The 14,640-nt window shown below is 70.6% G+C and carries 13 protein-coding genes; 8 read left to right on the forward strand and 5 right to left on the reverse strand.

Going from position 1 to position 14,640, the window contains the following annotated elements; translation table 11 throughout:
• The first annotated feature begins 194 nt into the window (after positions 1–194).
• The 3 genes from G4D86_RS53735 (at position 195) to G4D86_RS08035 (ending at position 3,159) form a co-directional block, all read left to right on the forward strand.
• Positions 195–1,715 (forward strand): sensor histidine kinase, encoded by a 1,521-nt coding sequence (locus tag G4D86_RS53735; protein WP_163991239.1) that lies wholly within the window; start codon positions 195–197, stop codon positions 1,713–1,715.
• A 112-nt stretch (positions 1,716–1,827) separates the two neighbouring features.
• Positions 1,828–2,493, forward strand: coding sequence for a single stranded DNA-binding domain-containing protein (locus tag G4D86_RS08030; RefSeq protein WP_163991241.1), 666 nt, complete (start codon positions 1,828–1,830; stop codon positions 2,491–2,493).
• A gap of 18 nt (positions 2,494–2,511) precedes the next feature.
• On the forward strand, positions 2,512–3,159 hold the full coding sequence (locus G4D86_RS08035; RefSeq protein ID WP_163991243.1) for a response regulator: 648 nt from the start codon (positions 2,512–2,514) through the stop codon (positions 3,157–3,159).
• A 133-nt stretch (positions 3,160–3,292) separates the two neighbouring features.
• Here the strand turns inward: G4D86_RS08035 and G4D86_RS08040 are convergent, their stop codons facing one another.
• Positions 3,293–4,240, reverse strand: a complete 948-nt coding sequence (locus G4D86_RS08040; protein WP_163991245.1) for a LysR family transcriptional regulator — start codon at positions 4,238–4,240, stop codon at positions 3,293–3,295.
• Between the two features lie 72 nt (positions 4,241–4,312).
• Here G4D86_RS08040 and G4D86_RS08045 point away from each other — a divergent pair, with 72 nt between their 5' ends.
• Positions 4,313–5,152: a nuclear transport factor 2 family protein gene (locus G4D86_RS08045; RefSeq protein ID WP_163991247.1), complete on the forward strand. Its 840-nt coding sequence runs from the start codon at positions 4,313–4,315 to the stop codon at positions 5,150–5,152.
• 8 nt (positions 5,153–5,160) lie between these two features.
• Here the strand turns inward: G4D86_RS08045 and G4D86_RS08050 are convergent, their stop codons facing one another.
• Complete coding sequence (locus tag G4D86_RS08050) at positions 5,161–5,610, reverse strand: SgcJ/EcaC family oxidoreductase (RefSeq protein WP_163991255.1); 450 nt, start codon at positions 5,608–5,610, stop codon at positions 5,161–5,163.
• Positions 5,611–5,677: 67 nt separating this feature from the next.
• Between G4D86_RS08050 and G4D86_RS08055 the strand changes: the two genes are divergently transcribed.
• Complete coding sequence (locus G4D86_RS08055) at positions 5,678–6,652, forward strand: LysR family transcriptional regulator (RefSeq protein WP_163991258.1); 975 nt, start codon at positions 5,678–5,680, stop codon at positions 6,650–6,652.
• Here the strand turns inward: G4D86_RS08055 and G4D86_RS08060 are convergent.
• Together G4D86_RS08060 and G4D86_RS08065 are read right to left on the reverse strand one after the other, a co-directional pair.
• A complete protein-coding gene (locus G4D86_RS08060; RefSeq protein ID WP_163991260.1) occupies positions 6,591–6,959 on the reverse strand; it encodes a response regulator in 369 nt (122 codons plus the stop codon). The genes G4D86_RS08055 and G4D86_RS08060 overlap by 62 nt on opposite strands.
• Positions 6,960–7,014: 55 nt before the next feature.
• Entirely contained in the window at positions 7,015–9,423 is a 2,409-nt protein-coding gene (locus G4D86_RS08065) for a CapA family protein (protein ID WP_163991262.1), read from the reverse strand.
• A gap of 240 nt (positions 9,424–9,663) precedes the next feature.
• On the opposite strand from G4D86_RS08065, the gene G4D86_RS08070 reads away from it, so the two are divergent.
• Together G4D86_RS08070 and G4D86_RS08075 are read left to right on the forward strand one after the other, a co-directional pair.
• The gene (locus G4D86_RS08070; protein WP_163991264.1) at positions 9,664–12,369 is read left to right on the forward strand and encodes a T9SS type A sorting domain-containing protein; all 2,706 of its coding nucleotides are present in this window, start codon (positions 9,664–9,666) and stop codon (positions 12,367–12,369) included.
• Positions 12,370–12,490: 121 nt separating this feature from the next.
• Positions 12,491–12,910: an ATP-dependent helicase HrpB gene (locus G4D86_RS08075; RefSeq protein ID WP_240360117.1), complete on the forward strand. Its 420-nt coding sequence runs from the start codon at positions 12,491–12,493 to the stop codon at positions 12,908–12,910.
• Here G4D86_RS08075 and G4D86_RS08080 read toward each other — a convergent pair.
• Positions 12,894–13,322 carry a ribosomal maturation YjgA family protein gene (locus G4D86_RS08080; RefSeq protein WP_163991266.1) on the reverse strand — a complete coding sequence of 143 codons (429 nt, stop codon included), beginning with the start codon at positions 13,320–13,322 and terminating at the stop codon, positions 12,894–12,896. The two genes, G4D86_RS08075 and G4D86_RS08080, sit on opposite strands and share 17 nt — an antisense overlap.
• A 216-nt stretch (positions 13,323–13,538) precedes the next feature.
• Between G4D86_RS08080 and G4D86_RS08085 the strand changes: the two genes are divergently transcribed.
• On the forward strand, positions 13,539–14,630 hold the full coding sequence (locus G4D86_RS08085; protein WP_163991268.1) for a helix-turn-helix transcriptional regulator: 1,092 nt from the start codon (positions 13,539–13,541) through the stop codon (positions 14,628–14,630).
• Positions 14,631–14,640: the final 10 nt, after the last annotated feature.

Consider the following 14,640-nt stretch of genomic DNA (forward strand, 5'->3'; position numbering starts at 1 on the left):
TGAATCCTCCTCGTCCGACGTCCGGCCACGCGTGCTCCCGCACCCTGCCAGTGAAACGCGCCGCGCACATCCGTCCCCGGTTGGAGGCGGAGGCCGGGAGGGCGGGCCAGGGGACTCCGTCTGGAGGCGGAGTCCTCGCTCCTCCTCCAGGCGGTGGAGATGCGGGAGGCGGCGTGCCAACCTCGGCGGCCTCCATGCGTCCCTTGCGTCCCTGGCAGCGGTTGCAGTGGCGGCTCACACTGGCCTGTGTGGGCGCCACGCTGGGCCTCGCGTTGCTGCTCGTCGTGGTGCTGCTGGCGCTGGCCGGCAACTACCTGCTCCGCTCGCAGGGCATGGCGGTGGACGTGGCGGCGGAGGCGCTCGCCAAGGCCGGCGGCCTCGCGCCCGCGCTGGCGGCGCGGCCTCCGGACGTGGACGCGATGGAGCGCATCCTCTCGCGGGAGCTGGGGCAGGCGGAGGCGCCGCCGCCGTCGCAGGAGAATGCGCTGGAGGTGGAGATTCGCCTGGGCGGCCCCGGGGCGGGCACGGTGGGCGTGCTCGACGCGAAGGGTGCGCCCCTGATGGCGGTGGACTTCTCCGGCGCGGGCGTGTCGCGCGCGGAGGGCTTCAGTCCCTCGGCGGAGGAGGCCGTGCTCATCACCCGGGCGCTGTCGGGCGTGACGGCACCGGAGTCGCTGGGCCTGCGCGGGGACAATGGCGGCTTGGTGGCGGCGGTGCCGGTGAGGGATGGCGCCGGGCACGTGCTGGGCGCGGTGGTGGCGCGGATGAAGCCACCCATGCGGCCGAGGGACTTCGTGGGCTCGGTGCTCGGGTTCGTCCTCGCGCTGGGCGTGCCGCTGGTGCTGCTGGGCACGGCGGTGGGGCTGGTGGTGGGCGCGCTCAGCGCGCGGCGGTTGCTCGCGGGGCTGCGGCCGCTCACCTCCGCCGCGGATGCGTGGTCCAAGGGAGAGCTGGACGTGGTGGCGTCCGTGCCGCCCGGGGATGAGTTGGCCGTGCTCGCGGACCGGCTCAACCAGATGGCCGGGCAGCTTCGCGCAGTGGTGGGACTGCGGCAGGAACTAGCAGCTCGCGAGGAGCGGGACAGGCTGGCGAGGGACCTGCACGACACGGTGAAACAGCACCTCTTCGCGGCGGCGATGCAGCTGGGCGCGGCGAAGGCGCACCTGCAGCGCCAGCCCGAGCGCGCCGAGGCCTGTCTCACCGAGGCCAGCGAGCTGGTGGGGACCTCGCAGCGCGAGCTGGTGTCGCTGCTCCAGGAGTTGCGGCCGCGCGCTCTCGGCGGCCCGTGGCCCGAGCCGCTGCGCCAGCAGGTGGAGTCGTGGTCCGCGCGCACCGGCATCGCCGCCGACGTGCGGCTGGATGCGGGGCCGTTGCCGCCCTCCACCGCCGAGGCGCTCCTGCGCATCCTCCAGGAAGCCCTGGCCAACGTCGCGCGGCACAGCGGTGCGAGCCGGGTGCGCGTGTGGTTGGGGAGCACCGGGCCCGAGCGCCAGGCCCTCGTGGTGGAGGACGACGGCCGCGGGCTGCCTGCGGAGCGCCGTGGCGGCATGGGCCTGGACATCATGCGCGAGCGCGCCGAAGCGCTGCCGGGAGGCCACTTCCGCCTGGCTCCGGGCGAGGCGCTGCCGGGCCTGCGCGTCGAGGCGGCCTTCACCTCCGGCCCGCCCGAGCTGGTGTCGCGACAGGTGAGTCCCCAGCCCCAGGGTGGGCCTTGAGACCCGCGACCGGAGTGTGACTGCGAGTGTCAGTAATCCAGGGTACAAGGTGAAGCGCGCCACGCTAAAGGCGCATACAGCCTCCTTCGGGAGGCAGAACCAGGGGCACTCCATGTTCACGGTGCGTATGCAGTGGAAGGTCGGGCTGGCGGCGCTACTCGCGGTGGCGGTCCTCGCGGTTCCAGGCGCCGTCGTGGCGAAGGGCCCGCACGGCTCCATCGCCCAGGCACGCCAGCAGCCACTGGGCAGCACGGTGACGGTAGTGGGCGTGGCGACGTCGTTCACCGGAGCGTTCTTCCCCAACGACAACGGCTTCGCCATCCAGGACAAGAAGGTCGGCATCTACATCCTCGACTCGCTCGCCGCGGACATCCAGGTCGGCCAGGTGGTGCGGGTGACGGGCACGCTGACCAACTCCTTCGCACAGGTGCTCAGCGTCGCGCCGACGTCCATCGAGGTGTTGGGCGAGGCGAACGTGCCCCCGCCCCATCCCGTGAAGACGGGGGATGTGAGCGAGGCGACCGAGGGCCGCCTCGTGCGCATCAAGGGCACCATCGTCAGCGACATCGAGGATGACGCCCCCTACGGGTTCAAGTTCGAGGTGGATGACGGCACTGGCCCCACGTTCGTGTTCGTCAACACCGGCACGGGCATCGACGTGAGCGGGCTGGAGCAGGGCCAGCGCGTCGTCATCGAGGGCTTCAGCGGAGAGTTCCTCGGGGAGTACGAAGTGGACCCCGTGTTCCAGGAGGACATCCGCGTCCTTCCGTCACACTGAGGGTTCTCGCGAGACGACATGCCACCGCTCACCGTCCTCATCACCGATGACCACACCCTGGTGCGCCAGGGCATCCGCGCGCTGCTGGCGGCGCAGTCCGACATCGAAGTGGTGGGTGACGCCGCCACGGGTGAGGCCGCGGTGGAGCTGGCGCGTGAGCACGCTCCCGACGTCGCTCTCGTGGACGTGCTGATGCCGGGCCTGGGTGGCATCGAAACGGCGCGGCGGCTGAAGGAGGCCAGCCCGCGCACGCAGGTGCTGATGCTCACCTCGTCGCATGAGGAGGAGCACATCGTTCCAGCACTGCGCGCGGGCGCGCTCTCCTACCTCCTCAAGGACGCGAGCGCCGAGGAGCTGGTGCAGGCCGTGCGTCGGGCAGCGGCGGGCGAGGCCACGCTGCACCCACGCGTCGCCAGCCAGGTGGTGCGCCTGCTGCGCGAGCCCTCACGAGCGCGTCCCTCCGCGCACACCGAGCTGAGCGAGCGTGAGCGCGAGGTGCTGTTGCTCATCGCGGATGGCTCCTCCAACGCGGACATCGCGGCGCGGCTCGGCGTGGCCGAGAAGACGGTGAAGTCCCACGTGAGCAACATCCTCGGCAAGCTGCACCTGGAGGACCGCACGCAGGCCGCCGTCTTCGCCTGGCGCGAGGGACTCAAGCAGCGCTGAGCCGCACGTCCGCGCCGCTCGGTGGAGAAGGTCATGCAGCGTCGAGACGTAGCGGGTGGACCCTCCTACCGCGCCGCCCGGCGGAGCAGCGGCCGGCGCTGTACCGGCGCAGCCTCGAGACGTGGCGGAGTGACTACCCCCGTGGAGAACGGGTGCGCGGCTTGCCCGGTCGGGAATGGCGCCGCACGGTCGCCAGGCCCCTCCGGAGCGGCGTCCGCTCCCTGCCGCTGCCCAGCTCGCGCAGGTGTGCGAGCAGCTCGGTGACGGCGGGACGCACGGGCGCGCGGGCGCGGAGCACCGCGTAGATGGAATTGGTGAGCGCCGGCTTGCCCCAGTCCACCGTGGTCAGACGTCGCCCGGCGCCGAGGCAGAAGTCGGGCACGACGGCGACGCCCTCGTCACGGGCGACCAGCGCGAGCACCTCCTCCAATTCCTCGAAGTGGGCGACGGAGTGCCAGCGCGGCTGACGCCTGCCGAAGTGGTGGCCGAGCCAGCGGCCGACGACGTAGTCGCCCTCGTCGTACGTCACCACGGGGACATCCTGGAACCCGGCCTGCTCGCGCAGGCGCTGCGCCCACTTTGGCCCCGCGGCCAGCACCAGCCGCTCCTCGTACACCGGCTCCAGTGTCAGGCGCGGGTGCACCGTGGGCTGGTAGCTGAAGCCCACGTCCACCTGGCCTTCGAGCACGCGCTGGAAGACTCCCTCGGCCGTGGGGAAACGCAGCGTGAGTCCCTTGCGCAGCCGCGCCGACTCCAGCACCACGGGGAAGAGGACGTAGCGGCCGAAGCCCGCCACCGCCGCCACCTCCAGCGGCCGGTCCTCCTCCACTCCCGATAGGACGGAGTGCACGTCGCGCGCGAAGCCGCCGAGGAACCGGAAGAGCCGGTCCGCCAGCGCCGTGGGAAACAGGCGCGCCGAGCGTCGCTCGAAGAGGGGGGCACCGAGCGCCTCTTCGAGACGCTGGAGCTGGTAGCTCACGGTGGGCTGCGTGCGGTGCAGGCGCCTCGCGGCCGTGGTGATGCTGCCCGTCTCGTAGACCCTCACGAAGGTGCCCAGAAAGGGGAGGTCCGGAAAATCCATGGAGGATTTCTATGGCCTGGGCCCTGAACTATCAATTGGCATGTGAGGCCCGGGCGGGCGCAACTTCACCGCATGTCGAAGTCACTGCCCCTCTTCGCCGTCCTCGCGGCGCTCTGCGCCTGCGCCCACGCCCCCACCATGTCCACCCAGACTCCCGACCACCGGCAGCACGACACCCCCGAGGACGCGGTGCGAGCGTACTTCCGCGCCTCGGACACCGGCTCCAGCCGCACGCTGCGCTCGGCGTTCCACCCCAGTGCTCTCATGCGCTACGTGGAGCCCGACAGCGGCGCGCTGCGCACGGTGACGCAGCTGGAGTGGTGGCAGCGGCTGGACTCCAGCGCGTCCCCGCCTCAGCCCGCCACCGAGCGGCACTTGAAGGTGTTGGACCGCGAAGGCCCGCTCGCGCTGGTGGAGGCCGTGTCGCGCTGGCCGGGCCACGCCTTCGACGACCTGATGCTGGTAGTGGAGACACCCGAGGGCTGGCGCATCGTCGGCAAGGCCTTCGAGCGCATCGAGGCGGGCGCACGGCTTCCCGAGACGCCATCCGCGGAAGTGGACATCCGCGCGGTGCTCGCCGGGAAGATTGAGGCCCATGCCGCCTACAGCCCGGCGCTGCTGCACCAGACGCACACGCCAGACTGTCCGTACTACCGCGTCCACGTGAAGGGCGTCCCCTTCGCCCTCGTCACCCTCTCCGAGGCGGCGGCGGGCTACGCCGACCACCAGGAGCGCGGCGAGACGGACCGCGAGAGTCCCTGGCGAATCCTCGCCGTGGAGGTCCGGGGCAACATCGCGGCGGCGAAGCTGGACGTCGTCTTCGAGGGCGTGCGCTACATCGACCACCTGCTCCTGGTGCGCGAGCGCGGCACCTGGCGCATCGCCGAGGCGGCCTGGGGCGCGCCCCGCTGAGGCCCCGCCTACTTCCGCCCCAGCATCAGCAGGATGCGGTGCAGCCCGAGCCCGCGCGTGGGCTGGATGCGCGTGTTGTGGAACGCGGTGAACTCCCATTCCCCGTTCTGCTTCACTGCCACCAGCGTCTGCCGCGAGCGCCGCCCCGGTGCCAGCTTCTTCTGCCACCGCAGCTTCACCCCGCCCGAGGCATGGACGATGGCCAGCTCCGGCGTCACGAAGCGCACCGACTCCACGTCCCCCTCGATGCGGGAGCCGCGCAGGAAGAAGCCGTCGAACAAGTCCTGATGCAGCTGCGCGTTGGCGCTCCGGCCCTTGAGGTGCCGGCCGTCGAAGGCCACGTAGTCGCAGTCCTCTGAATAGAAGGCCGCGTACGCGTGGCCGTCTCCCCGGTTCCAGCAGTCGAACATGCGGTGGACCCGCTCGCGCAGCAGCCGTTCATCCGTGCCCTGGTTCATGCGGCTCAAATTACGGAGGTCGAGCCGTTGGCGACAGTGATGGTTCATGAGGTATGGAATCACTCCCATGAATCTCTCGGCGGTGGACCTCAACCTCTTCCTCGTCCTCCACGCGGTGCTGGAGACAGGCAGCGCCACGGGCGCGGCGAGGCAGCTCCACGTCACGCAGTCGGCGGTGAGCAACGCGCTGGCGCGGCTGCGGGACGTGCTCGGGGACCCGCTGCTGGTGCGCAGCGGGCGGGGGCTCGTCGCCACGCCCCGGTGCGAGGCGCTGCGGCCGCTCATCACCTCCGCGGTGGCGCAGCTCCAGTCGGCCGTGGACGGAAACCAGTTCAACCCCGCGGAGAGCACGCGCCAGTTCACGATTGCCTGCGGCGACAACCAGCACCTGCATGACCTGCCGCTCATCGTCGAGGCGTTCGCCCGGCGCATGCCCCGGGCGAAGCTGCGCGTGGTGAGCCTGGACTACCTCATTGCGAGCGACGGCCTGGCCACCGGTGACGTGGACGCCACCGTCGGCCCCGAGCAGGCGGGCGAGCGGGAAGGCTTCTTCACGGAGCTGCTCTACCTGGAGCAGGTGGTGTTCCTCGCCCGGAAGGACCATCCGCGCCTGCGCGGGACGGTGCTGACGAAGGAGGCCTTCAATGCGTCACAGCAGGTGGACCTGCACATCTCCCACGGGCGCCCGGGAATCGGCCACCGCCTGTTCGGTCAGATGATGAAGCAGCATGGCCTCACCCAGAACATCGCGCTCACGGTGTCCAACTTCATCGCCGCGGCCGTGGCCGTCAGCCGGACGGACTACGTGGTGGGGATGCCGGCGCGGACCGCGGAGGCCCTATGCGGCATGCTGTCGCTGAAGCAGCTCACGCTCGAGCTGAACCCGAAGCCTCCTCCGCTGACCATGGCGCTCATCTGGCACACCCGCACGCACGCGGACCCGGGCGCGCGAGCCTTCCGCCAGCTGGTCATCGATGCGCTCAGGGACGGCAGTGTGCCGACACGGCCGCCAGCAGCTCGTCCATCTCGAAGGGCTTCTTGATGATGGCCTTGATGCCCGGGAACATGCCCCGCCCGCTGGCCGTCACCAGGATGACGGGCAGCGCGGCCAGCGCCGGCTCCTTCTGGAGGTGCCCGACGAGCTCCTCCCCATCCATGACGGGCATCATCAGGTCCAACAGGATGATGCACGGGCTCAGCCGCGGCTCCCGGCTCAGCAGCTCCAGCGCCTCCCGGCCGTTGTCCGCCTGCACCACCCCGTAGCCCTCGAAGGAGAGGATGTCCTGAACGGCTTCCCGGATGTCGGGGTCGTCGTCCACTACCAGGACGGGCTTCGATGCGGGGCTCACGCCTGCATTGTCGTGGGAACGCCGCGAATGGGAAGGGGGAATACCAGCGAGTGTCTCAAGGCACGCGGTGCTCCCGGAAGGTGACTCGCAGCGTGTATCCGCCCGGAGTCGTTTCAACTTGTACGAAGTCGCGAGGCTGCGGCGTCTCCAGGCGCAGGGTTCCGCCCTGACCGTCGCGCTCCCATGCCACCACCGCCAGGTCGTCCACGGCGAGCAGGCCCGACCCTTTGGCGGGTGGGGCCTCGTGGAGCGCGAGCTGCAGGGCCCAGGGCGCGTTGTAGAGGTCCGGCTGCGGCGGCGAGCGGGGGAAGCTCAGGTCCGTCGTCACCTGCGTCCAGTCGAACGTGCCGCCCGGGTGGCGCAGGACGTCCTGCTCGCCGAATACATTGTAGAACTGGATGGGTTGATACTGGACGACGACGCGGAACGCACCGGCGCCGCGGCCCTTGAGCCAGCCCACCACCGTGAGGTCCTGGCGGGGCTGGCCCTCCGCGAAGCCCGGCAGGCGGAGCCGGTTGTGCAGGTCCACCACCGCGTCCTTTTTGTCGCCCGCGCTTCGCGTCTGGCAGAGCGCCGCGGCGCCCCGGTGCGGCGCGTCCTGGCACACGAAGCCCGCGCCGCCGTCCAGCTCCCAGCGCGCGGCCTCGCTGGCGTCGCCGTCCACGTCGTGGTCCTCGAAGTCGCCGTGGAGCAGCACGTCCCGCCCGGCGCGCAGCCGCCGCGCCGTCGCGTGCTGGCCATTGGCGCCCAGCAGCTCCGCGACGGCCATGGACTCGCCCTCGTGACGGAAGGGCCGCAGGTCCACCGTCGCCGCGCCACTCGCGTCCACCATCACCGGCACGTCCACCGTGCGCTCGGCCACGGCGGCGGACTGGCCCTCGGGCAGCAGCTCTCCGGACGACAGCTGCGGCACCAGCGTCACGCCGCCCTCGCGCGACAGCTCGGAGAGGTTTCGCAGCGTGAGCTCCGCCAGTTCGCCCGCGACGGGGCGGGGCCGGTAGTCCTCGATGTAGACGGGCAGGGCGCGCGCTCGGGACACGGTGGCGCCGTGCAGCTCCACCTCCGTCATCATGCCCACCATCGTCTCCAGCCGGTCCTGGTCGAAGGCGAGGTTGCCGAGCGACTGTGCCACCAGCACGCCCCGGTAGCGCAGGAAGCCGTGGGGCGTGTGCGGGTGGTGCCCGATGACGAGCGCCGCGCCCTGGTCCACCGCGTTGCGCAGCTGCTGCGACGCGAAGTCAGAGGGCCGCTCGCTGTACTCGACGCCCGTGTGCAGGATGGCGATGGGCACCCGCTGCGCGCTCTTCTCGGCGCCCAGCACCGCCGCCACGCGCGCGGTGTCTCGCAGGTCCGCCGCGCCGCCCTGGGTGGGGCCGGCGACGTAGTCGTGCACCTCGCCTTCGCCACTGATGCCGCACATGGAGACGAAGCTGTAGGGCGAGCCCGCCAGCTCCGTGCGCCACGGGCGGAAGGCCTCGTCCGGGGTGCGCCCCGCGCCGCTGTACGAGAGCCCCGCCGCCGAGACATGGCGCAGCGTGTCCTGCAGGCCCGCGTCCAGGTAGTCATAGACGTGGTTGTTGCCCATGCTCACGTAGTCCACGCCCAGCCAGGGCAGCGCGGGCAGCGAGCCGGGGAGGGTGAAGAAGGCGAAGTCCTTCGAGCCGTGCGGCGTGGCCGGCGTGTCCGTCACCGGCGTCTCCAGATTCACGACGCGGAACTCCGCCGCCTGGAAGAAGGGCCGCACGTAGGTGAACACCGCCTTCGTGCCGGGCAGCGGGTCCGATACACGGATGAGCGCGTCGGGGTGGTCTTCCGGGACGCGGTCTCTGGGCGTCTGGTCCGTCGGGTCCAGGAAGCGGCGCCCCAGCGACACGTCTCCGCCGAAGAGCATCCGCACGCCGCCGTCCTTCGGCGTCAGTCGCAGCGGGGGCAGGGCCACCCGTGTCTCGGACAGGCCGCGCCGCAATTCCACCGCGACGAGGGACGGGCGGAAGCCCTCCGCCTCCACTTGAAGGAGCGCGTTGTGCCGGGCGAGCACCGGGAAGCGGAAGCGTCCGTCCGCGCCGGTGCGCTGGCTCGTGTCACCCAGCTTCACCGTCGCGCCGGCCACGGGCGCGCCGGAGGTGGAGAGCACGGTGCCCTCCAGCGAGATGCCGGTGCATGCGTAGTCATGGCGGGCCTTGCGCTCCGCCTCGGGCACCGGGCCGGTGTCACCGGCGGGCTCGGGGGCGCAGGTCGTCAGCGCCGGAGTGTCCTCGGGAGGAGGCTCCTCCGGAGTCGGCTCTGGCGTCGGGTCGGGGTCCGGCAGCGGGCCGGGGGCCGGGTCGGGAAGGGGCGAGCCGCCCGCATCGGGCTCCTCCACGGCCGGTTCCCTCGCGCCCGGCTCCTGCCGCGACTGCGGCTCGCTCGAGCAGGCAACCAGGCACAGCGCCAGCACTCCGGCGGGCAGCCACCGATGCCACATCTTCCGTCCCCTCCCTCGCACGCCTCTGTCCGCATTCGAGGGTGGAAGCGGCGGCGGGCTGGCGCCAGGAACGTTCAGTGCTCGGAGCCTGGTTGCCTGCCCTCCGTTCGTCCGGGAGACGACATGAAACAACCATGGATTACGATTACTTACTGGATGTCAGGTTGGTCTTATTTTACCCAATCTTGAAATAAATCTCATAAAACAAGAATCATCCAGGCTCCTCTTGAAAGGAGCCGCATGAGACCTCACCCGCTCGTTGCATGGCTGTGCCTGGCTTCTCTGCCCGTGGTCGCCGCGCAGGACGTTGCTCCCGCACCCGAGTCCTTCTCACCGCTCCAGCTCTCGCGTGACTCGGCGGCGCTCGCCTCGCGCGGGCGGGACATCGAGGGCGGCAGGCTGTACGTGGACTCACGGACGGAGCAGCAGGAGGGACGGCTCCTGAAGACGTTCACGCTCGAGGTGGAGCGGGCCGGCGACTACTTCGTCGCGGCGCACGCCCAGGCGCTGAACGCCGTCCCCGCGGATGCCCGTGAGGCGAAGGCGAAGTCGTACCCGCTCCAGCGCATCTCCGTGTCGCTGGACGGCAAGGCCCTCGGTGATTTGGACCTGAAGAAGAACGGCTGGCAGTCGTCGCGCATCCAGGGCCAGGGCCGTGTCTACTTCTCCGCCGGCCGCCACACGCTCGCCTTCGAGAGCGCGGCTCCGCACTTCCCGGATGTCGATGCGGTGAAGCTCGTGGCCAACGAAGGTCAGGCCACCTTCGACATGGGCCTCTACGACGAGTACGTCTCCGACCTGAGGCGCGGCGCGGACCTGCGCGTGGGCAGGAAGGACAAGGTGGAGCCCGTCGCGCCGCCGCAGGGCCCGCCGCCGTCGACGGGGCCCATCCAGGGCGCGGCCTCCACGGGTTCGTACACCTGGCAGGTGACGCCGTACACGCTGAGCAATCCGAACGGCAACTACGCGCACCTGATGACGGTGCCGGTGGTCTACACGTACTACCGGAAGCTCACGCTGAACGCGGGCACCAACGTGACGTTCAACACGGCGCCCATCGCGGGGCAGGACTACTACGCGGTGGACCCGGTGATGTACCTGTTCTGCTCCACCGACAACACGGTGGCGTGGTCCAACGACGACGACGTGGGTCGCCACCCGCGCATCAACGTCACCATCCCCAAGACGTGTGAATACAACCTCGTGCTGCGGGCCTACAGCAGCTACTACGCGGGCACGTCCACGGGCTCCGCGGGCACCGTGAATGTCTACCAGAACGGCGCCATCCTGCAGGAGAACGCCATGGTGTCCGGCTACATGGTGAGCGTGGGCACGTCCAACACGGGCACGCTCAACTACTTCACCGGCTACTCCACCGGCCTGCCCATGCTGTGGCTCGCGCCGGAAGGAAACCTGACGCCGATGCGCTTCGCGGGTGGCCGGTACTGGTACCTGCCGCCCATGGACTACAACTGGTTCGACGATGCGCGCTTCCGCATCGTGAAGAACACGACGTCGTTCATGAACATGTACCTGCTCGTGTCCGCCGAGGGCGCCTGGTACGTGTACTGGGGCAACGCGGACGTGTACGGCTCGGTGAAGCACCCCAGCAGCTCGCCGTTCAACTCCTTCCCGAACCTGAAGCAGGCGGACGGGATGCAGACCGCGCCCTCCACCAACACGTACAACTGCGCGTCGTGGGCCGGCGGCCTGACGAACGGGTGGTACTGGGGCTGCCTCTACGCCAGCAACTCCGGCGGCGCCTGCATCAACGGCACGTACTACAGCAATCCCTACTCCTGGTACTCGTGGGACAACTTCTTCGGCAACAACCCGCTGCGCTACACGGGCGCGCTCACGTACACGCGGACCGACGCCAACTCGAGCAACGCCGAAATCGCTGTCTGGTCCACCAGCAGCGACATCTACAACGCGACGCACTTCTCCGTGCGCCGCGAGGCCAACCGCAACCCGCACGGGTATGACTGGGAGAGCAAGCCGGGTGGCCTGGAGCGCATCTTCCACCCGATGAACGCGCTGAACAGCACCAGCTACGGCAGCATCATCGGCTACTACCGCGACGCGGCGAGGGACCCGTACACCCCCTGGCCCCTCGTCCCGGGACTCTCCGGCATGGAGAAGGTCAGCACGCCGTCCCTCACCTTCGACGAGTCCGTGGCCGCGGGCCTCACCGTGGTGCCCCGCGTGGAGCTGACCCGCTCCGAGGCGGGCAAGCTCGCGGAGCTGCGCGCGGGCGTCGGCAAGGCGCGGCCCCAGCTGGACCGGCTCTACAACGACTGGCTGGCCCGCGTCCGCTCCGAGGACCTGCGCGTCTTCAGCAACCCGGCCGTGTTCTTCGAGCAGCGGGAGTTCTCCAAGCTGGAGTCCTGGTTCCGCAACCACGAGGACGTGGCGGTGCCCTTCCTGATGGAGAAGGTGGCGGCCAGCGAGGAGGACGGGCTGGAGTCGACGCTCGCCGCCCTGGTGCTGGGCCGCCTCACCGGTGAGCACGACGGCGTGCTGATGAACGAGGTGAAGGAGGACTGGCGCCGCGACAGCTACACGGCGGACGGCGCGTATGTGGCCCCGTCGGCGCTGGCGAACTCGAAGAACTTCGTGCGCAAGCTCCTCCAGCGGCGGTACGGCGTGGCGGATGAGCGCGCGTCGCTCGCGCCCCGCGCGGAGAACAGCCACGAGCGCTTCAGCGTGTCGCCCAACCCGATGGTCGAATCGTCGAGCGTGCGGTTCCGCGTGGACTCCACCGCCACCGTGTCGGCGGCCCTGTACGACGTGAAGGGCACGCTCGTGCGCGAGCTGGCCTCTGGCGCGTACCCGGCCGGCACCCACGGACTGGAGCTGGACCGTGGCGCGCTGAAGCCCGGTGTCTACTCGCTGCGGCTGACGGTGGGGGACGAGGTGCTCACCCGCAAGGTCGCCATCCAGTAACGGTTGTCACTGGTGAAGGTGCGAGCGCCATCCCGTGTCCCGAGGGATGGCGCTCGCGCGTCGGAGGTGTCAGGGCCGGCGGGGATACTTCGCTTCCAGACAGTCCTGGAGGAGGCAGCCCATGACGAGCCCGATGACCGGTGTCCCCGCCGCGCAGCCCATGCCCTCGCAGCAGCAGGGCGTGGCGCAGGCGGCGCCCATGGACAAGCAGGCGGAGTCGCGCTTCGACGGAGTCCTCGCGGACAAGACCCGCGCCACCGGCACGCCCGCGGTTCAGGGGGTGCACGCGGTGGAGGAGGTCGCCCGCACGGAGCGGCCCGTGCTCAACGCCGTCTCCACCGTCGTGCGTGCGCTGGAGCAGGGCCAGCTCGACATGGACCGCATCATCCGGGAGGCCAGCTCCGGCAAGCCGTTCTCCAACGCGGAGCTGCTGTCGCTCCAGGCTTCCATGTACCGCTACACGCAGGAGCTGGACCTGGTGAGTCGCGTGGTCGAGAAGGCCACCACGGGCCTGAAGGACGTGGTCAAGACGCAGGTGTAGCCGCGCGCAGGCGGAAGGCGGCGCTCAGGCCGAGCCCGGCCAGTACGCCGGCCGTGTAGCAGACGAGGTCGCTCCACAGGAACCCGGCGCCCAGCACCAGCCGGCCCGGCAGCGTCCTGCGCACCGCGTTCAGCCAGGGCGCCTGGTAGAGCTGGCTGAACTCCACCGCGAAGGAGAAGGCCAGAGCCGCGGCCGCCACGTGGAGCACCGGACGCGCGGGCGCCACGAAGCGCAGCAGCAGGAACACCAGCAGCGCCCACAGCGTGTCCCCCGCGTATTCGGCGAAGAACGGCGGCCACGCCACCGACTTCGAGCGCGAGGCCAGGCCCAGCGCCAGCACGAGCACCGCCAGCACCAGCGAGGTGAGGCGCACCCGGCGCGTCGACGGGGGTGGGGCGGAAGGAACGTTCATTCCGCTCAGGTCTACACGGCGGAGGGGAGGAGCGGAATGACGGTTCCTTCCGGTCGGGTGCCCGCGGGGAGCTGAGCCGCATCCGGAATGAACGTTCCTTCCGCTCCTGGGGCGGCGGGCCCTGAGCGGAATGAACGTTCCTTCCGCGCGGGTCGCGGCCCGGCGCCGGGTCCAGGGTGATAGGGTACCCACCCGTTCCACCCTCGGAGGTGCCGCATGGGAGGCCCGTCCCTGCAGCTGGACGCCCACGAGCAGGGGCTCGTGCTGGAGCTGGTGGAGACGCTGGGCAGCTCGCTCAACCTCTCGGAGGTGCTGGACGGGGCGTACGGGCTGCTCGCGCGGCTGCTGCCGACGGACTGCGCGGCCATGTGCGTGTCCCAGCCCGAGCTGCCCGGTGGGTACGACTGGGTGGTGACGCGGATGCCGGAGGCCTTCGTCACCCACTACGGCGAGCTGTCCGCCGTGGACTTCGTGCGCGAGGCCGTCGTCCACCAGCCCAACGTGGTGCTGCGCGACTCGGAGATGGTGACGCCCCGGGCGCTGGAGCGCACGGCGCTGTACCAGCGCTGTCACGAGATTGGCTTCCCGATGCGGCACGTGATGTCGGTGCTGCTGGACGTGCGCGGCGACTGGCACGGCGGCCTCACGCTGTACCGCGAGCGGCAGCGGCCCTTCTCGGACAATGACCGCGCCCTGCTGCAGCGGCTCACGCCGATGCTCGTCAGCACGGTGCGCAACTGCCGACTGCTGGGCCAGCAGTCGCGCCGGGCCGCGCTGCTGGACACCCTCTTCCACCACCAGGGCGCCGAGTGCGTGGTGCTGGCGCCCTCCGGCCGCGAGGTGATGCGCACCGCGCACGCCACCGCGCTGCTGGAGCAATGGTTCTCTCCGCTGGAGCGCGGGCCGGGCGGGCTGCCACTGGCCCTGCTGGCGCCGCTGGCCCGGCTGTCCGGTGCGAGGGGACTGGAGGCACCGCCCCCGGACGCCTGGCTGCGCGAGGGGCCGATGAGGGACCTGCGCGTCACCTACGTGCCGTTGCCACCGGATGGCGCGGGCCGGCGCGAGTGGGCGCTGCTGCTGCGGGAGACGCCGCATGGCACGCCGCTGCCCGAGGCGTGGCGCGAGCGGCTCACGCCGCGCGAGGCGGAGGTGGTGTCAGCCGTGCTGCGCGGCTGGGACAATCAGCTCATCGCGGATGACTTGAAGTGCTCGCTGGGCACGGTGAAGAAGCACCTCCAGCACGTCTTCGACAAGCTGGGGGTGTCCAGCCGCGCCGCGCTCCTGCACCATGCGGCGCGGAAGCAGTGAGTGTGAGACG

The sequence above is a fragment of the Pyxidicoccus caerfyrddinensis genome (assembly GCF_010894405.1).
Taxonomy (GTDB): domain Bacteria; phylum Myxococcota; class Myxococcia; order Myxococcales; family Myxococcaceae; genus Myxococcus; species Myxococcus caerfyrddinensis.